This is a genomic window from Herbaspirillum lusitanum (assembly GCF_026127345.1).
GTDB classification, from domain to species: Bacteria; Pseudomonadota; Gammaproteobacteria; order Burkholderiales; family Burkholderiaceae_D; genus Herbaspirillum; species Herbaspirillum lusitanum.
Map to the genome: position 1 here is coordinate 96872 of NZ_QXFG01000014.1, position 19095 is coordinate 115966.

At 60.8% G+C, this 19095-nt stretch carries 17 protein-coding genes; 11 read left to right on the top strand and 6 right to left on the bottom strand.

Annotated features, from left to right (window positions below; all coding sequences use genetic code 11):
- Nucleotides 1-78: 78 nt before the first annotated feature.
- A complete protein-coding gene (gene pyrE / locus DXT88_RS19945; protein WP_029363333.1) occupies nucleotides 79-744 on the bottom strand; it encodes an orotate phosphoribosyltransferase in 666 nt (221 codons plus the stop codon).
- Between the two features lie 135 nt (nucleotides 745-879).
- Between pyrE and DXT88_RS19950 the strand changes: the two genes are divergently transcribed.
- Entirely contained in the window at nucleotides 880-1656 is a 777-nt protein-coding gene (locus DXT88_RS19950; protein WP_029363332.1) for an exodeoxyribonuclease III, read from the top strand.
- Nucleotides 1657-1742: 86 nt separating this feature from the next.
- Here DXT88_RS19950 and DXT88_RS19955 read toward each other — a convergent pair whose 3' ends face one another.
- The 4 genes from DXT88_RS19955 to DXT88_RS19970 all read right to left on the bottom strand — a co-directional run bounded on the left by DXT88_RS19955 (nucleotide 1743) and on the right by DXT88_RS19970 (nucleotide 7399).
- Nucleotides 1743-4388, bottom strand: a complete 2646-nt coding sequence (locus DXT88_RS19955; RefSeq protein ID WP_265215737.1) for a DNA topoisomerase III — start codon at nucleotides 4386-4388, stop codon at nucleotides 1743-1745.
- A gap of 378 nt (nucleotides 4389-4766) precedes the next feature.
- On the bottom strand, nucleotides 4767-5243 hold the full coding sequence (locus tag DXT88_RS19960) for a DUF494 family protein (protein WP_016833773.1): 477 nt from the start codon (nucleotides 5241-5243) through the stop codon (nucleotides 4767-4769).
- Between the two features lie 171 nt (nucleotides 5244-5414).
- Nucleotides 5415-6476: a DNA-processing protein DprA gene (gene dprA, locus DXT88_RS19965; protein WP_083830891.1), complete on the bottom strand. Its 1062-nt coding sequence runs from the start codon at nucleotides 6474-6476 to the stop codon at nucleotides 5415-5417.
- A 50-nt stretch (nucleotides 6477-6526) separates the two neighbouring features.
- Nucleotides 6527-7399: a hypothetical protein gene (locus tag DXT88_RS19970; RefSeq protein ID WP_265215738.1), complete on the bottom strand. Its 873-nt coding sequence runs from the start codon at nucleotides 7397-7399 to the stop codon at nucleotides 6527-6529.
- Nucleotides 7400-7534: 135 nt separating this feature from the next.
- On the opposite strand from DXT88_RS19970, the gene def reads away from it, so the two are divergent.
- Entirely contained in the window at nucleotides 7535-8047 is a 513-nt protein-coding gene (gene def, locus DXT88_RS19975; RefSeq protein WP_265215739.1) for a peptide deformylase, read from the top strand.
- Nucleotides 8048-8120: 73 nt separating this feature from the next.
- Here the strand turns inward: def and DXT88_RS19980 are convergent, their stop codons facing one another.
- On the bottom strand, nucleotides 8121-9188 hold the full coding sequence (locus tag DXT88_RS19980) for an MBL fold metallo-hydrolase (protein ID WP_265215740.1): 1068 nt from the start codon (nucleotides 9186-9188) through the stop codon (nucleotides 8121-8123).
- Between the two features lie 159 nt (nucleotides 9189-9347).
- On the opposite strand from DXT88_RS19980, the gene DXT88_RS19985 reads away from it, so the two are divergent.
- From DXT88_RS19985 to DXT88_RS20025, 9 genes are all read left to right on the top strand, one after another.
- Nucleotides 9348-9788, top strand: coding sequence for a MerR family transcriptional regulator (locus DXT88_RS19985; protein ID WP_265215741.1), 441 nt, complete (start codon nucleotides 9348-9350; stop codon nucleotides 9786-9788).
- 119 nt (nucleotides 9789-9907) lie between these two features.
- Nucleotides 9908-11092, top strand: coding sequence for an isovaleryl-CoA dehydrogenase (locus DXT88_RS19990; protein ID WP_016833765.1), 1185 nt, complete (start codon nucleotides 9908-9910; stop codon nucleotides 11090-11092).
- 37 nt (nucleotides 11093-11129) lie between these two features.
- Nucleotides 11130-12335, top strand: a complete 1206-nt coding sequence (locus tag DXT88_RS19995) for an acetyl-CoA C-acetyltransferase (RefSeq protein ID WP_265215742.1) — start codon at nucleotides 11130-11132, stop codon at nucleotides 12333-12335.
- A gap of 18 nt (nucleotides 12336-12353) precedes the next feature.
- Nucleotides 12354-12965: a 2-hydroxychromene-2-carboxylate isomerase gene (locus DXT88_RS20000; RefSeq protein ID WP_265215743.1), complete on the top strand. Its 612-nt coding sequence runs from the start codon at nucleotides 12354-12356 to the stop codon at nucleotides 12963-12965.
- Complete coding sequence (locus tag DXT88_RS20005; RefSeq protein ID WP_265215744.1) at nucleotides 12965-13381, top strand: YchJ family protein; 417 nt, start codon at nucleotides 12965-12967, stop codon at nucleotides 13379-13381. Before DXT88_RS20000 ends, DXT88_RS20005 begins: the two co-directional genes overlap by 1 nt.
- A 26-nt stretch (nucleotides 13382-13407) precedes the next feature.
- Nucleotides 13408-15030, top strand: a complete 1623-nt coding sequence (locus DXT88_RS20010) for a carboxyl transferase domain-containing protein (RefSeq protein ID WP_016833761.1) — start codon at nucleotides 13408-13410, stop codon at nucleotides 15028-15030.
- A 38-nt stretch (nucleotides 15031-15068) separates the two neighbouring features.
- On the top strand, nucleotides 15069-16028 hold the full coding sequence (locus DXT88_RS20015) for a DUF4410 domain-containing protein (RefSeq protein WP_265215745.1): 960 nt from the start codon (nucleotides 15069-15071) through the stop codon (nucleotides 16026-16028).
- A 35-nt stretch (nucleotides 16029-16063) separates the two neighbouring features.
- Nucleotides 16064-18097 (top strand): acetyl/propionyl/methylcrotonyl-CoA carboxylase subunit alpha, encoded by a 2034-nt coding sequence (locus DXT88_RS20020; protein WP_265215746.1) that lies wholly within the window; start codon nucleotides 16064-16066, stop codon nucleotides 18095-18097.
- A 24-nt stretch (nucleotides 18098-18121) separates the two neighbouring features.
- Nucleotides 18122-19057: an MBL fold metallo-hydrolase gene (locus tag DXT88_RS20025; protein WP_265215747.1), complete on the top strand. Its 936-nt coding sequence runs from the start codon at nucleotides 18122-18124 to the stop codon at nucleotides 19055-19057.
- Nucleotides 19058-19095: the final 38 nt, after the last annotated feature.

The following is a 19095-nucleotide window of genomic DNA, read 5'->3' on the forward strand; positions in this document are numbered from 1 at the left end:
AAAAGCCTTCAATAAAAATGCCCCGAGTCGCAATGACCCGGGGCATTTTTTATTTCCCGCAGATGGCGTGAATTGCTTTTATTGCACGCCGTAACGCGTGCGGTAAGCCGCCACGGCATCCTTGTACTGCGACAGCTGTGCATCGGCGCCGGCCTGCCCCAGGTATTGCAGCAGATCGTTGAGGTTGCCGATCGAGATCACCGGCATGTCGTAGGCCTTGCCCACTTCTTGCACCGCCGACAGCGCCGACAGGGCGTCGTCCTTGCCCGAACGTTCCATGCGGTCGAGCGCGATCAGGACCGCGCAAGGGGTGGCGCCGGCAGCGCGGATCATGTCCACCGATTCGCGCACCGAGGTGCCGGCCGAAATCACGTCGTCAATGATCACCACCCGGCCCTGCAGCTTGGCGCCGACGATGGTGCCGCCTTCGCCGTGGTCCTTGGCTTCCTTGCGGTTGTAGGCGAACGGCACGTTGCGACCCTGGCCAGCCAGTGCGACGGCGGTGGCCGAGGCCAGCGTGATGCCCTTGTAGGCGGGGCCGAACAGCATGTCGTATTGCAGGCCGGACTCCTGCAGGGTCTGGGCGTAGAACTGCGCCACTTTGGCCAGCGCCGCGCCTTCGTTGAACAGCCCGGCATTAAAGAAGTAAGGCGAAGTGCGGCCGGCCTTGGTGACGAACTCGCCAAAGCGCAATACGCCTGCGGACACGGCAAACTCAATGAATTCTTGTCGTAAGTTGCTCAAAATACATTCCTGGAAAATGATATGCAAACCGGCTCTGCGGGGAAGAAGCGCTTCAAATGCATGCAGCGGCCTGCAAAACCCACATTTTAAATGAATCAGGTATGCTACGCGCCTGACTTTTACGTGAGTTTCTCCATGCCAAAAATCGTCTCCGCCAATCTCAACGGCATCCGCTCCGCCGCCAAAAAGGGTTTCTTCGAATGGATGGCCAAGGAATCCGCCGACTTCATCTGCGTGCAGGAACTGAAGGCGCAGGAAGCCGACATGTCGCCGGAGTTCCTCGCCCCGGAAGGCTACGTCGGCCATTTCCACTATGCCGTGAAAAAAGGCTACTCGGGCGTGGGCGTCTACAGCAAGCGCACCCCGAATGCGGTGCGCATCGGCTTCGGCGTGCAAGAGTTCGACGATGAAGGCCGCTACGTGGAATGCGACTTCGGCGACCTCACCGTGATCTCGCTGTACTGCCCCTCCGGCTCGTCGAGCGAAGAGCGCCAGCAAGCCAAGTTCCGTTTCATGGAGGTGTTCCTGCCGCATTTGCAGGAACTCAAGAACAGCGGCCGCGAGATCGTGATCTGCGGTGACTGGAACATCGCGCACAAGGAAATCGATCTCAAGAACTGGAAGAGCAACCAGAAGAACTCGGGCTTCCTGCCGGAAGAGCGCGCCTGGCTGACGCGCGTGTTCGACGAACTAGGCTTGGTCGACGTCTACCGCACCATCCATCCGGAAACCACCGGCGACGCCTACACTTGGTGGAGCAATCGCGGCCAGGCCTGGGCCAACAACGTGGGTTGGCGCATCGACTATCACATCGCCACCGCCGGCATCGCCAAGAAGGCCAAGACGGCGGCGATCTACAAGACCGCGCGCTTCTCGGACCATTCTCCGCTGACGATCGATTACAAGCAGTGAACCCGGCTCCGGCATGAACGTTTGCGTTCACAACGGTCGTAAAAAAGCCCTCGTCGCCGAGGGCTTTTTTGTGCGCCGATGTTTGATCAAGCGGCGGCGGTCTTCTTGGGCGCGGCCTTTTTCACGGCCGGCTTTTTAGCCGCAGGTTTCTTGGCGGCTGGCTTCTTCGCAGCTGCTGCCGGCTTGGCCTTCGCCTTGGTCGCGGTTGCAGCGTCGTCGCCCTCTGCTTCTGCCGCAGCCGCCTTGCCCTTGGCCGGCGCCTTGGCTTTGCGCTCCTCGAACTCGAAGCTGATCTTGCCGTCCTTGCCGCGCGACAGGAAGGCCTTGAACGGACGGCGCGTGCGTTGCGAGATGAAGCCCGGCAGCAAGTCGGTCTTGCCTTCGTTGAGCAGCTTGGCCATCTGCTCCGGCAGAATCTCCTGCTGCAGGATGATGCGGCCGCTGCGGAAATCGCAGGCCTTCGGTTTCGCGACCTGCTTTTCGCAGACGTAGGCCAGACCCATTTCGTACACGCCGCTGCCGCATTTCGGGCAAGGGCCGAGCGGGGTCTGCTCGCTGAAGTCGACCGGTTCGCCGCCTTCGTCGTCATTCTGGCCGAAGTCGAATTCCAGCTTGAAGTTCTTGATTTCTTCGTCGCGCGAGATCTTCAGGATCGCTGCAAACGGACGGCCCATCTTGGAGCGGAAACCTTGCAGGGGGCCGATGGTGCGATTGGCCAGCAATTCTTCCACTTCAGGGATTTCAAACTGACGCCCGGCGGGCGTCTTGCTCATCGAGAATTCGCACTTGGTGCAGGCGAAGCGACGATAGTTTTCCTTCACCACGCTGCCGCAATTCGGGCACGGCGTCTTCAACGTCGCGTAGTCGCCGGGAATGGTGTCGTTGTCGTATTCCTTGGCGCGCTTGACGATGATTTGCGTCATCTGCGCAATCTCGCGCATGAACTCTTCACGGCTGATCTTGCCGCGTTCCATCTGCGCCAGCTTCTGTTCCCACTCGCCGGTCAGTTCAGGTTCGGTCAGTTCGTCCACGCCGAGGCCGTGCAACAGCGTCATGAGCTGGAACGCCTTGGCGGTCGGCATCATTTCGCGGCCTTCGCGCAGCAGGTATTTTTCGTTGATCAAGCCTTCGATGATGGCCGCACGCGTGGCTGGCGTGCCGAGCCCCTTGCCGGCCATCGCTTCGCGCAGCTCGTCGGAGTCGATCAGCTTGCCGGCACCTTCCATGGCCGACAGCAACGTCGCTTCGGTGTAGCGTGCTGGCGGCTTGGTGACCAGGCCGTTGGCGGTGATCTTGTCGGTCTTGACCTTTTCGTCCTTGGCAACGGCGACCAGCGTGCCGCTGTTTTCGTCTTTCTCGTCGACCACGTCCTTGCCGTAGATCGCCAGCCAGCCGGGGTTGGTCATGACCTTGCCCTCAGTCTTGAACTGATGACCGGAGACTTCGGTGAAGCGCGTCGTGACCTGGAATTCCGCGGCCGGGAAGAACACCGCCATGAAGCGGCGCGTCACCAGGTCGTACAGCTTCTGTTCCGGTTCGGACAGATTCTTCGGTGCTTGCGTGGTCGGAATGATCGCAAAGTGATCGCTGATCTTGGCGTTGTCGAAGATGCGCTTGTTCGGCTTGACCCAGCCCTGCTTGAGTATCTGCTTCGAGAACTGATGATAATTGTTGCTCTCGGACAGGGTGTCCAGCGTGTCCTTGACGGTCTGCACGTAATCTTCCGGCAGATGGCGCGAATCGGTACGCGGATAGGTCAGCACTTTGTGCTTTTCGTACAGAGCCTGGGCCAGGCCGAGGGTGTTCTTGGCAGAGAAACCGAAGCGCGAGTTGGCTTCGCGTTGCAGACTGGTCAGGTCGAACAGGCCGGGCGCCATTTGCGTGGTCGGCTTGGATTCTTCGGTGACGTTGCCGATCTTGCCGCGGCAGGCGGCCACGATCGATTCGGCGGCAGCCTTGCTCCACAGGCGTTCGGGGCGCTTCTCCGGATCGTTCTCGTCTTTCTTGTGCTGCTTGTCGAGCCAGCGGCCTTCGTAGATGCCGGCGGCGCAGACGAAGTCGGCGCGTACTTCCCAGAAATCGCGGGAGACGAACTTCTTGATCTTCTCTTCACGCTCGACCACGATCGACAAGGTCGGCGTTTGCACGCGACCGACGGTGGTCAGATAAAAACCGCCTTCTTTCGAATTGAACGCGGTCATGGCGCGCGTGCCGTTGATGCCGATCAGCCAGTCCGCTTCGCTGCGGCAACGGGCGGCATCGGCCAGCGGCAGCATCTCTTCATCCTTGCGCAGGTTGGCGAAGCCGTCGCGGATCGCACCCGGCGTCATCGACTGCAGCCACAGGCGCTGTACCGGCTGCTTGGCTTTGGTGTATTGCGCGATCAGGCGGAAAATCAGTTCGCCTTCACGCCCGGCATCGCAGGCGTTGATCAGGCCGGTGACGTCCTTGCGCTTGATCAGCTTGTTCAGCGCCTTGAGGCGCGACTCGGTCTTGGCGATCGGGTTGAGCGCAAAGTGCGGCGGAATCATCGGTAAATGGGTAAAGGTCCACTTGCCGCGCTTGACGTCGTATTCCTCGGGCACCGCGATTTCCAGCAGGTGACCGACGGCGGAGGACAGTACGTATTCGTCGGATTCGAAATACTCATCGTGCTTGGTAAAGCCGCCGAGCGTCTTCGCGATGTCGTTCGCGACAGAGGGCTTCTCGGCAATGATGAGGGTCTTGCTCATAAATGTGGTCTCAAAAGAGGATGCAAAGGGGTCGTAGGCTGCTGCCCGGCCGCGCCAAAATGTGGCGCTGAAGCGCAATTTCTATTGCATATTGGCAATATGCTTTTTATATAGTAGCTAATATTTGAGCAGTGCGGGGGAATGATAAGCGCGTTGCAGAACAAACGGCAAGCGCCGCAGTGAGGCCGTGGTTCCCCGGGGACGAGCAGGTTTTGGACAATCTGCAGGCGAATCCGCAAAAAACAAGCGCGATCCGAGGCGGCGCTGTACATCCGCCAATGTGCTTTGCAACCGGCGCATGAAGCGCCCGCACCATGAAAAACAGCGCCGCAATGGACGCTGTCTTTTTGTTGCATTCAATGCAAGGCGAGAAAAGACTCAATGCAACAGCCGCGGTTCGGCGTCGTCTTCGTCCAAGAACAGCTCGTCGAACATCAGACCGTCCGGTTCCTTGCCCTGACTCCACAAGACCATCAGCACGATGACCTTGAGCTTCTCCAGCGACACCGGCGCATCGCCGATCGCGAGAGCGCGTTCGATAACGATTTCGCGCTGCACGGCGTTGAGCATCTTGGCGGATTCGAGGAACTGGATGAAGCCGACAGCTTCGGTGCCGAGCACATCCATCTCTTGCTGGGCGTAAATGCGGATACCGAAGGAGAAGGCGGTTTGCTGCGGATATTGATCAGCGAACTCGTGATTGGCTTCTTCCAGATCGGTGAGCCAACCGAGCGCCCTGGTAATTTCCTCGTCCTCAAAACCAATGGCGGTCAATTTCTTGACCAAGGCCGCTGGTTCAGGGCAGGCATCAGGGCGATAATAGGTTTCGTACAGATAAACAAGGACGTCAAACATGGCTCTACTCTATCGCGAAGGTTGACACAACACAAGTCTACGAATCCAGTATGGCAGGATTTTGAGATTTGCGCAGAATATCTTGTGAGTTGTTGTCTGACCGTTATCTGATTGTGCGAGTCATTATTTGACGTCGGTTTTTGGCGCCGATGTCAGCGCGATTTATCCGCTTCAATTCACGCGCCGGTAGCGTCCTCCCGGCAGGCATTCCACCGCCCCGTCGAGCTCCAGCGTGAGCAATCGTTCGCTCAACGCAGCCGCGTCGAGACCGCTGCGCATGCTGAGCGCATCCGCATCGACCGGATCAAAACCCATGGCGCCGAGCAAGTCGTCGGCGTGCTTGTCTGCAGATGTAATGGCGGGCGCCGGTGACTGCCGCGCGAGCAGCGGCAGCTTGCCGAGTTCTTCGAGGATGTCCTGCTCCGACTCGACCAGTTTGGCGCCCTGCTTGATCAGTTGATGACATCCTTTGGACAACGGCGAATGAATCGAACCGGGAATCGCAAACACGTCGCGGCCCTGCTCGGCCGCCGTGCGCGCCGTGATCAGCGAACCCGATTGCGCCGCCGCCTCGACGACCAGCACCGCACGCGCCAGTCCGGAAATGATGCGATTGCGACGCGGGAAATTGGCCGCCACCGGCGGCATGCCGAGCGGATATTCACTGACGATGCAACCCTCGTCCGCCAGGCGTTGCGCCAACCCGCGATTGCGCATCGGATAGACGATGTCGATGCCGGTGCCGATCACCGCGACGCTGGAACCTCTGCCGCGCAGGCCGCCGTGATGCGCGGCCGCGTCGATGCCCAGCGCCAGCCCCGACACCACCGTCAACGCGGCATGGCTGGCCGCTTCGGAAAATCGCTCGGCGTTCTGTACGCCCTGCACCGTGGCGTTGCGGCTGCCGACCACGGCGAGCGACGTCGCCGACAACAGTTCGCTGCGGCCTTTTATATAGAGCAGGATCGGCGGGTCTGCAATATTCAGCAAGGCTTGCGGATAATCGGCATCGGCCAGCGTGAGAATGCGATTGCCCGGTTGAGCGGCCCAGTCCAGCGTCAGTTCAAGCCGGTTCTGCATCATCGCGGTCGGCGCTTGCAGCAACGCCCGTGCGATGCGTTCCGGCGCGACCGCACGCAGCTCGTCGAAGCCGGCGCTGAAAATGTCTCCCGGCAGGCCGAAGGTGGACAGCAATCTGCGCGCCATGTCGACGCCGACGCCATCGGTTTGCATGAAGCGGATCCAGTCACGCAGCTCGGCTGCGTCATTGAGATTGGCAATGGTCAATGTGGTGTGTATTCCGTTGATGGCGCGAGCGCCTTGTCCCCTACCTGCAGCGCTTCGACGGAGCTGGTGATGAGCCCGTACGAAACGCGGTCGTAGACGCGAAAGATCAGCAAGCGGCCGCTCTCATTTTCCGGCGGCCCTGATGCTTGCTGCTGCGCATTTTTTGCGGCCGCACGCTGCGGCTCCGGTGTTGCGTACAACGCCAGCGACATGCCTGCGGCGACGTTGTCGCGTCCGCCTTTGTTGATGCCCACTACCTGATTCTGCGCCGCATGCACAACGCCGCCGGCTATGGAGATAATCCGTGCATCCACCGTCGCGCCGGATCGGATGGCGATGGAATTTGCAACTGGTGCGGCATCCCGGATCAGCAAGTCGCCCGGCGTAATTTCCTGTGTCGATGATGTGATGATGAAACTGTGCGCGCCGCCTGCGCCTTCACGTTGCAGCAGGGTTTTGCCGAGCGGGATGACTTCATCGCCAAGATGCTCGCCGCTCAGCGGATCGCGCAGTTTCAGCGACGGCCGCACGATGCGGAATTCGGCGACTCCGTGAAGATCGCCTTCCACGACGATGCGGTCGCCCTTGCCCATCAGTGCTCGCCGGTCGGGCGTTGCAACGATGCGCGGGGCTTGCGCCAGTTGCACGGTGTCGATCAGCAGCGGCGCCACGGGAACAGGGTGTCGCACACCCTGCGCGATCTGCGGCAACACGCTTGGGCGCACCGCGGGCGTCAGCCACACGACTGTTTCATCGTCCTCCGAAAGCGTGACCGCGACCGCCCCGGACAGGCCCGGCGAGAGGAGGAGTACGGCGGCTATGATAAAATTTTTCAAAAATCGCGCCCAAAAAGCGACGAATCGCGGCAAATCAGAGGAATCGGTCTACACGACAATGTTGACACAAAGACAACAAACACTGATTCTGCCGACAATTCCTTGAACTGGCAAGAACAACCCTCAGCTATCGCTGTAGAGCGCAGATAGCGCAGTGAGCAGAAAAGTATGGCCTTATTGAATATCCTCCGTTACCCGGACCCCCGCCTGCACAAGGTCGCCAAGCCCGTCACCGTATTCGACGAGCGGCTGAAGAAACTCGTCGCCGATATGGCTGAAACGATGTACGACGCGCCCGGCGTTGGCCTGGCGGCAACTCAGATCGACGTGCATGAGCAGGTGCTCGTGATCGACGTGTCCGACACCAACAACGAACTGCGCGTGTTCATCAATCCGGAAATTACCTGGGCCAGCGACGAGAAGCAGGTCTACGACGAAGGCTGCCTGTCGGTGCCGGGAATTTACGACGGCGTCGAGCGTCCGGCACGCGTCAAGGCGCGCGCCTTCGACGCGGACGGCAAGGAGTTCGAGGTGGAAGCCGACGGCCTGCTGGCAGTCTGCATCCAGCATGAAATGGATCACCTCAAGGGCAAGGTCTTCGTGGAATATCTGTCGCCGCTCAAGCGCAATCGCATCAAGACCAAGATGCTCAAGGAAGAGCGCGAACTGAAGCGCGGATAAGGATTCGGGTCTTCACCCGAGCGTCAGCGCATCATCAAAACGGCCCGCAGATTGCGGGCCGTTTTTGATTGCATCAGGAGGCGACGCTGAAGCGGAAAATCCCGTCCTCGCCGAGCCGTCTTTGCAGCACGCCGTCGAACCACAATTTGTGCAAATGCGCCACCGCCTCGCCCAGCGCGAAACTGAGCTGATGCGTATCCAGCGGACGCTTGAACATCACCGGCAAGATCTCGACCGCCGTCTTTGGCGTGGCGCATGCCTCCAGCACTTCCGCCAGGCGCGCGCGGTGATGATCGTTGAGTTGCGTGATGCGCGTATGCAAGCCGCGGAACGGCTTGCCGTGCGACGGCAGCACCAGCGTGTCGTCGGCGAGGCCGGTATATTTTTTCAATGAATCGAGATATTGCTGCACCGGATTGGCTTCCGGCTCGATGGCGAATACCGACACGTTGGTCGAGATGCGCGGCAACACCATGTCGCCGGAAATCAGCAGGCGCGCCTCGTCGGCGTACAGCGAAACATGTTCCGGCGAATGGCCGAAGCCGGTGATCACGCGCCAGTCGCGTGCGCCGATGCGCACCGTGTGCTGGTCCTGCATACGGGTGTATGCCAGCGGCACGCTCGGCACCAGGTTCTGGTAATAGTTGTTGCGACCGGACAGCTTGGCGATCAACTCTTCATCGACCAAGCCGTGGCGGCGGAAATGCGGCGCCGCCGACGTGCCGTCCGCACCCGGCAAGCCGGCCGACATCAGCCGCGCAAAACCATATTCGCCGGTGCTCATCCACAGCGGCGCATTCCAGCGCCGGCACAGCCAGTCCGCCAGGCCGACGTGGTCGGGATGGCAATGCGTGGCCAGCACGCGGATGATCGGCAAGCCGCGCAATTGCGTGGCGAAAATGCTTTCCCAGCTTTCCTTCGTGGCGTCGGTGGCGATGCCGCAATCGACCGCAGTCCAGCCGCGCACGCGTCCGGGCGGCGTTTCGATCTCGTCTTCCAGCAGCCACAGGTTGATGTGGTCCAGCGCGAACGGCAAGCCCATGCGCAGCCACAATATGCCGGGCGCGACTTCCAGGGTGGCGCCCACGGCGGGCAAGGTGTCGCCGAAGGCGTATTCAAGCTGGGATTCAAGAGCGTTCATGGGGTCCTGACTGTGATCGGAAGATTGCCCGGCGTTATCAAACTGGCAAAACACGAAGAAATATTTTCATTTTTTGCAGACAAGCCTACAATATACTTTACGTTAACGTAAAGTGCCACGACCGATCCAGAAACCGCAACGCGTCATCCCAAAGAGATCATGCCGACCTACACCATTACCGAGCTGGCCAAGGAATTCGACATCACGCCGCGCGCGATCCGGTTTTATGAAGACCAGGGCCTCCTGAGCCCGAAGCGCGAAGGCAGCGGCGGTCGCAACCGGGTCTATGCCGCGCGCGAACGCACCCGCCTCAAGCTCACGCTGCGCGGCAAGCGTCTCGGCCTGACCCTCTCGGAGATCAAGAACCTGGTTGACATGTACGAGTCGCCCAAGGATACCGAAGCACAACTGCAGCGCTTCCTCGGCGTGCTCGCGCAACATCGCGAAAAGCTGGAACGCCAGCGCGAAGACCTCGAGGTGACGCTGGAAGAAATCGCAGCGCACGAAGCCGAATGCCTGCACTTGCTGGAAACCGACCTGCCGCTCAAAGCGCCGGCAAAACGCAGCGCCCGCACCGCCGCCGCACGAAAATCCGCCTGACCCCATGAATACGCATTGCCCATTATTTAGGCATAATTCGCAATTGAATTGACGTTAACGTAAAGCGCCACGTACCGCATCCAAACCATAACGACATTATCCAAACGAGGAGACACAACATGATCCATCTGCCAGGTTTGACCTTCGATCACGGTGAAGACATTGCCGCATTGCGCGAGAGCGTAGCCGCATTCGCCCAGGCTGAAATCGCCCCGCGCGCAGCGGAAATCGATCGCAGCGACCAGTTCCCGATGGACTTGTGGAAGAAGATGGGCGACCTCGGCGTGCTCGGCATCACCGCCGACGAAGAATACGGCGGCGCCGCCATGGGTTATCTCGCGCACATCGTCGCACTGGAAGAAATCTCGCGCGCCTCGGCCTCGGTCGGCCTGTCCTACGGCGCGCACTCGAACCTGTGCGTCAACCAGATCAAGCGCAACGGCAGCACCGAGCAAAAGAACAAGTATTTGCCGAAGCTGATCTCCGGCGACTTCATCGGCGCGCTCGCCATGTCGGAACCCAACGCCGGCTCCGACGTCGTCAGCATGAAGCTGCGCGCCGACAAGAAAGGCGACCGCTACGTATTGAACGGCAGCAAGATGTGGATCACCAACGGCCCCGACGCCGACGTGCTGGTGGTGTACGCCAAGACCGACCTGGAAGCCGGCGCGCGCGGCATGACCGCCTTCCTGGTGGAAAAGGGTTTCAAGGGATTCTCGGTCGCGCAAAAACTCGACAAGCTCGGCATGCGCGGCTCACACACCGGCGAACTGGTGTTCCAGGACTGCGAAGTGCCGGCCGAAAACGTGCTGGGCGGCATCGGTCGCGGCGTCAACGTGCTGATGTCCGGTCTCGACTTCGAACGCACGGTGCTGTCCGGCGGACCGCTCGGCATCATGCAAGCCTGTATGGACGTCGTCGTGCCCTACGTGCATGACCGCAAGCAGTTCGGCCAGTCGATTGGCGAGTTCCAACTGATGCAGGGCAAGATCGCCGACATGTATTCGACCATGATGGCCTGCAAGGCCTACGTCTATGCCGTCGGCCAGGCCTGCGATCGCGCCAAGACGCCGGACGCGGTGCGCGCGCTGCGCAAGGACGCCGCCGGCGCCATCCTCTACTCAGCAGAAAAAGCCACCTGGATGGCCGGCGAAGCGATTCAGGCGCTGGGCGGCAACGGCTACATCAACGAATACCCGGTGGGCCGCCTGTGGCGCGACGCCAAACTCTACGAAATCGGCGCCGGCACCAGTGAAATCCGCCGCATGTTGATCGGCCGCGAACTGTTTGCCGAGACCATGTAAGCTTTTTTTGACTCATCCATTCCAGCAGGAGAAGAACATGCAAGACCGTATTGAAGACCGCATTGAAGATCCCATCGTTATCGTCGGCGCCGCGCGCACTCCCATGGGGGCCTTCCAGGGCGAGTTGTCGGCGCTGACCGCCGGCGATCTCGGCGCCGCCGCCATCAAGGCCGCGCTGGAACGCGCCGGCGTCGCGCCGGACCAGGTGCAGGATGTGTTGTTCGGCAACTGCCTGATGGCGGGACAAGGCCAGGCGCCTGCGCGCCAGGCGGCGATCAAGGCCGGCATCCCCGTCTCGGCCGGGGCCGTGACCTTGTCGAAGATGTGCGGCTCGGCCATGCAGGCCACCATGTTCGGCTTCGACTCCATCCTCACCGGCACCAATGACGTGGTCGTCGCCGGCGGCATGGAATCGATGACCAACGCTCCCTACCTGATCCCGAAAGCACGCGGCGGTTATCGCATCGGCCACGGCATGATCTACGATCACATGATGCTCGACGGCCTCGAAGACGCTTATGACAAAGGCCGTGCGATGGGCACTTTCGGCGAAGACTGCGCGGCGAAATATCACTTCACGCGCGAAGACCAGGATGCGTTCGCGATCGCCTCGGTCAAGCGCGCGCAGCAAGCCACCGCCGACGGCTCGTTCAAATGGGAAATCGCGCCCGTCACCGTGGCCACGCGCGCCGGCGACGTCGTGGTCGACACCGACGAAGGTCCGCGCAAGGCCAAGATCGAAAAGATCCCGACGCTGAAAGCCGCCTTCAAGAAAGACGGCACCATCACCGCTGCCTCGTCGTCCTCCATCAACGATGGCGCCGCCGCGCTGGTGCTGATGCGCGCATCGACCGCGAAAAAACTCGGCAGCACGCCGATCGCCCGCATCGTGGGCCATGCGCGCCACTCGCAGGAACCGAACTGGTTCACCACCGCGCCGATCGGCGCCATCAACAACCTGTACAAGAAAATCGGCTGGAGCACCGCCGACGTCGATCTGTTTGAAATCAACGAGGCCTTTGCCGCCGTGCCGATGGCCGCCATGAAGGAACTCGGCATCCCCCACGACAAGGTCAATATCCACGGCGGCGCCTGTGCGCTGGGCCATCCTATCGGCGCCTCCGGTGCGCGCATCATCGTCACGCTGATCGGCGCATTGAAGAAAACCGGCGGCAAGCGCGGCGTCGCTTCCCTGTGCATCGGCGGCGGCGAAGGCACGGCGCTGGCGATTGAATTGCTGTAACTCACTCCGGGACCAACAATGAGCGATCAAAAAACACCCGTCGATTTCTACTTCGACTTCAGCTCGCCGTACGGTTATTTCGCCTCCCTGGAGATCGAAAAACTGGCGGCGAAATATGGCCGTACGGTCAACTGGCGCGCCATCCTGCTCGGCCCGGTGTTCAAGACCATGAACATCGCGCCGATCGCCAACGTGCCGTTGAAAGGCGACTATGCGCGCCACGACATGGAGCGCAGCGCGCGCTTCCACAACATCCTGTTCCGCCATCCCGACGTCATGCCGATCGCCACGCAACATGCGGCGCGCGCAATATTGTGGGTGCAGCAAAACGAAGCGGCCAAAGCAATCAACCTGATCCATGCCTTCTACAGCGCCTACTTCACCGAAAACATCGACATCAGCAAACTCGAGACCGTCGTGCGCATCGCCGGCGATAACGGCATCGACATCGGCAAGCTGACGGCGGCGCTCAATGACGACGCCGTCAAGGACGCGCTGAAAACGGAAGTCGCCGCCTCCATCGAACGCGGCGTGTTCGGCTCGCCGTTCGTGATCGTCGACGGCGAATCGTTCTGGGGCTTCGACCGCTTCGACCAGCTCGAAGCATTCCTGAAGAACGGCAAAATCTGATGGCTGGAAAGGCAGACAAACAAGCCTGTCCTTGCGGCAAAGGCGTCTACGGCGCCTGCTGCGGGCGCTTCATTGCAGGTGAAGCGGTGCCGGCGACGGCGGAGCAATTGATGCGCTCGCGCTATACGGCGTTCTCGTTGCGCGAGGAAGAATATCTGCGCGCGACCTGGCATCCCGACACGCTGCCGGACGAGCCGATCACCGCCGAGAGCGACGTCAAATGGATAGGGCTCGACGTGATCAAGCACAAACATGTGAAAGACACCGATGAAGCCACGGTGGAATTCGTCGCCCGCTTCAAGGTCGGCGGCCGCGGACATCGTTTGCATGAAGTCAGCAGTTTTGTACGCCAGCCGGACGCCGCCGGCGTGGCGCGCTGGTATTACGTCGACGGCGCCTTTCCCGACGACGAATAAGAATATATTGAGACAAAGGGATCACCATGCCGCAACTCGACAGCAAACTGAATACGCGCAGTGAAGATTTCCAGAGCAATATGGCGGCGATGCAAGTCATCGTCGACGATCTGAAAGAGAAAATCGCCGTCATCGCGCAAGGCGGCGGCGAGGCCGCACGCAACAAACATCTGGCGCGCGGCAAACTGCTGCCGCGCGACCGCGTGCAGATGCTGCTCGATCCGGGCACGCCTTTCCTCGAGTTCTCGCAACTGGCCGCCTACGCCATGTATCAGGAGAAGGAAGGCAAGGATGCGGCGCCCTCCGCCGGCATCATCACCGGCATCGGCCGCGTCGCCGGCCAGGAATGCGTGATCGTCTGCAACGATGCCACCGTCAAGGGCGGCACCTACTATCCGATGACCGCCAAGAAGCATTTGCGCGCGCAGGAGATCGCCGAGTTCAACCACCTGCCCTGCATCTACCTGGTCGACAGCGGCGGCGCCAACTTGCCGAACCAGGACGAGGTATTTCCCGACCGCGATCACTTCGGCCGCATCTTCTTCAACCAGGCCAACCTGTCGGCCAAAGGCATCCCGCAGATCGCGGTGGTGATGGGTTCCTGCACCGCCGGCGGCGCGTATGTGCCGGCGATGAGCGACGAATCCATCATCGTCAAGGACCAGGGCACCATCTTCCTGGCCGGTCCGCCGCTGGTGAAAGCGGCCACCGGCGAAGTCGTCACGGCGGAAGATCTGGGCGGCGGCGACGTCCACACGCGCCTGTCGGGCGTGGTCGATCACCTGGCGCAAAACGACCTGCATGCGCTGTCGATTGCGCGCAGCATCGTCGGCAACCTCAATCGCACCAAGCCGCAGCAGCTGGCCATGCGCGAAATCCGTGAGCCGAAGTATCCGGCGCGCGAACTGTACGGCGTGATCCCGACCGACACGCGCAAACCCTTCGACGTGCGCGAGGTGATTGCACGCGTGGTCGACGGCAGCGAGTTCGATGAATTCAAGGCGCGCTACGGCACCACGCTGGTGTGCGGCTTCGCGCATCTGTACGGCATGCCGGTCGGCATCATCGCCAACAACGGCATCCTGTTTTCGGAGTCCGCCCTCAAGGGTGCGCACTTCATCGAACTGTGCTGCCAGCGCAAGATCCCGCTGATCTTCTTGCAGAACATCACCGGCTTCATGGTCGGCAAGAAATATGAAAACGAAGGCATCGCGCGCAACGGCGCCAAGATGGTAACGGCGGTGTCGACCGCCGCCGTACCGAAGCTGACGATGATCATCGGCGGCAGTTTCGGCGCCGGCAACTACGGCATGTGCGGTCGCGCTTTTTCGCCGCGCTTCCTGTGGATGTGGCCGAACGCGCGTATCTCGGTGATGGGCGGCGAGCAAGCCGCCAGCGTGCTGGCGACCGTCAGGCGCGACGGCATCGAGTCCAAGGGAGGCAGCTGGACGGCGGAAGAGGAAGCCGCCTTCAAGACGCCCATCCGCGAACAGTACGAACACCAGGGGCATCCCTACTACGCCTCGGCGCGCCTGTGGGACGACGGCGTGATCGACCCCGCCGATACGCGCACGGTGCTTGGGCTGGGACTGAGCGCAGCGTTGAATGCGCCGATTGAAGAGACGAAGTTCGGTGTGTTTCGTATGTAGAATGAATACTCAAAATCCAATAACAAAGGCAGGGGAAAATGAAAAATTACTGGGCTCTGATTTTGTTGTGCGTCGCATTGCTGTCCGGCTGCGCCGGCACGATACAGAGGGAAAACGGCTCCATGAAAGCTACTTTCGCTACGACCTCCATCAATTCCGTGGAACTGAAATTGTCGGAAGAGGCAACGTTGTTGCAAGCCGAAAATCCTATTTTCAGCCAGAAGGAGTTACTGGATTTCATCGAACGCAAACTCGGCGGCTTGGATTTGGTGAAAGCTGACTCGCCTTATCGCGCAGAAATCACCATTAACCGTTTCCGGATCCGCTCTGCGTTCAACGCAATTATGTGGGGCATCATGGCAGGGGCGGATTCGATCGACGGCAAGGTCCGCATCTTCGACAGCGGCAATAAACAAGTCCATGCCTTCGACGTTACGGCCTCGTATGGCCTGGGTGGTATAGCTGGAGGAGACAGTACACGCATCAACTGGCTCTACAACAAGTTCACGGAACTGGCCGTTGCCGAGATGATGGGAAAGACCGACTTCACGGATATCCGCCAGGCAAACAAGCAAAAGATTGAGGCCAGCCGCAAAGCGGCGAAACAACCGCTTCAAAGCGAATTCGCACTTCCTCTCGATACCGGCTTTGCTGAACTGGCCAACGCCGAGGCCATCCCCTATGTCGGTCAATTTGCCAAAGACAGCTACGCCCTTTATCTCACACGTCCTTTGCCACGCAGCTTTGTCATTTCCGAGAATGGACATTGGGCGTATCGCACGGGAAAAGACGCGCTCGCTTCTGCGCTGATCACTTGCCAGAATCTGGCGAAATCAAATTGCTATCCCTACGCAATCGATGATCACATCGTCTGGAAAACAGATGCCGCCGAACGGGAGCTGATGCGTCGGCAATTATTGGCGGAAATTGCGTCTCATCGAAATACGAAGACGGCGGCGGCACAAAAAATAATGCCCCCGACTGAACCGGGAAAATAATTCTTCTATCCAGAAGATGCAAAAAAGGAGACAAGATGTTCAGCAAAATTCTGATCGCAAATCGCGGCGAGATCGCCTGCCGGGTGGCCGAGACTGCGCGCAAGCTCGGCATCAAGACAGTTGCCGTGTATTCCGAAGCCGATGCGCACGCCAAGCATGTCGCGGCCTGCGACGAGGCCGTGCTGATCGGCCCGGCGCCGGCCAAGGAGAGCTATCTGCTCGGCGACAAGATCATCGCGGTGGCATTGGCCACCGGTGCGCAGGCGATCCATCCCGGTTATGGCTTCCTGTCCGAGAATGCCGGTTTCGCCGAAGCATGCGCCAAGGCCGGGCTGGTCTTCATCGGCCCGCCGGCGTCGGCGATCCATGCGATGGGATCGAAGTCGGCGGCCAAGGCCTTGATGGAAAAAGCCAATGTGCCGCTGGTGCCTGGCTATCACGGCGACAACCAGGAGGCTGACTTCCTGCAGAAAGAAGCCGACCGCATCAGCTATCCGGTACTACTCAAGGCCAGCGCCGGCGGCGGCGGCAAGGGCATGCGCATCGTCGAGAAATCGGAAGATTTCAAGGCTGCGCTAGCGTCCTGCAAGCGCGAAGCCATCAACAGCTTCGGCGACGACAAGGTGCTGGTGGAACGCTACCTGACGCGCCCGCGCCATATCGAGATTCAGGTCTTCGCCGACAGCCACGGCGAATGCGTCTACCTGTTCGAGCGTGATTGCTCGGTACAGCGCCGTCATCAGAAAGTGCTGGAAGAAGCGCCGGCCCCGGGCATGAGCGAAGAACGCCGCCGCGCCATGGGCGACGCGGCCGTAGCCGCAGCGAAGGCAGTCGGTTACGTCGGTGCGGGCACGGTCGAATTCATCGCCGATTATTCCAACGGCGAGGATGGCTCGTTCTATTTCATGGAAATGAATACGCGCCTGCAGGTCGAACACCCGGTCACCGAAATGATTACCGGCCTTGATCTGGTCGAATGGCAATTGCGCGTGGCCGCCGGCGAAAACCTGCCGCTGCGCCAGGAACAATTGCAACTCAACGGCCACGCCATCGAGGCGCGTATTTACGCGGAGAATCCGGAGAAAGGTTTCTTGCCGGCTATCGGCACGCTGCGCTATCTGCACACGCCGCCGGCAGTCCACTTCCGCGTTGATAGCCATGTGCAGACGCCGGCTGCCGTGCGCATCGATTCCGGCGTGCGCGAAGGCGATGCCATTTCGCCGTTCTATGATCCGATGATCGCCAAGCTCATCGTCTGGGGCAAGGATCGTGACGCCGCCCTGGCCAACATGGCAGCGGCGCTGGCGCAGTACCGCATCGTCGGGCTGGCCACCAATATCGGCTTCCTGCAACGACTGGTGGCAGGACAAGCCTTCTCCACCGCGGATCTGGACACCGGACTGATCGAACGCAATCACGATGTACTGTTCCCGACACTGCAGCCGGCGTCGACTGCCACGCTGGCGCTGGCGACCTCGTTGTTGCTGGCGCAGGAAGCCGGAGACGCCGGCGACGCTCGCGATCCATGGGCGCAGACCAGCGGCTGGCGCATGAACGGCAGCCTGTTGCGCGTATTACGGTTTGCCGATGAGGCGGGCGACGCCGGTGAGTACAGGATCGGCGTCGAGTATCGCGGCGATCAGACATGGATCCTGCATCGCGACGGCGCGCAACATGGCCTGCGCTTTGAACGTCAGGGCGACACCGACCTGCGCGTCACGCTGGACGACAACATCGTCGCCGGCAACGTGGTGCGCGACGGCGATATCTTCCACGTCTTCCATCAGGGCCGGCACGCAGTGCTGACCTGGGACGATCCGCTGGCGCACGCCGGCCACGTTGAAAGCGAAGGCGGCCGCCTGACCGCGCCGATGCCAGGCAAGATCGTCGCCGTGCTCGTTGAAAAAGGCCATGGCGTGACCAAGGGTGCGCCGTTGCTGATCATGGAAGCGATGAAGATGGAGCACACGATTGCCGCGCCGGCTGACGGCGTCATCGACGAGCTGCTGTACGCAGTCGGCGACCAGGTGACGGAAGGCGCGCAATTGCTGGCGTTCACGCCGGGCTGAACGGTCACTGATCACTAATCACTGATGCGAGCCCATCCCTACGGTTTGCCGTCCAGCGTATATGTGCTGGAACGCGGCTGGCTATCCTCCAACAACGTGCTGTTTCTGGGTACGCAGGAGACGGCGCTGGTCGACACCGGCTACGTTACCCACGCGGCGCAAACCCTGGCGCTGGTCGACCATGTGCTCAAGGAACGCGGCCGCGCGCCGCAGCTCGACCGCGTGATCAATACGCATCTGCACTCCGATCATTGCGGCGGCAACGCCGCCTTGCAGGCGCGCTATGGTTGCCGCACCAGCATTCCACACGCCGAAGCCGACAAGGTGACGCGCTGGGACGAAGACGCACTGAGCTATCGCGCCACCGGCCAGCAATGTCCGCGCTTCCGTTTCGACGACACCTTGCGGGACGGCGACACGCTGGTGCTGGGCGATCTGGAATGGACCGCACTCGCCGCGCCGGGACACGATCCGCATTCGCTGATCCTGCATTGCGCCCAGGAGGGCATCCTGATCTCCGCCGATGCGTTGTGGCAGAACGGCTTCGGCGTGATCTTCCCCGAGCTGGAAGGCGAATCCGGCTTTGCCGAGGAACGCGCGACGCTGGACCTGATCGCGGGACTTGATGTGCGCGTGGTGATTCCCGGACATGGCGCGCCGTTCACGGACGTGAAACGGGCGCTGGCGACGGCGTATTCGCGCCTCGACTATCTGCAGGCCGATTCCATGCGCAATGCGCAGAACTGCGTCAAGGTAATGCTCAAGTTCCTGCTGCTGGAACGACAAGCGATTTCCCTGCCGGAGGTGGCGGCGATGATGGCCGGCATTCCCTTGTTGGCGCTGTGCAATCGTCGCTACTTCCATCTCTCCGACGATGCACTGGCGGAGTGGGCCAGCGCGCAACTGATCAAGGCCGGTGCAGCCAGCAGCGACGGCGTGTCCCTGCTGAACGCCGGCTGACGACGAGCGCCTTGCGTTGCAGGTAAAATCACCGGCTT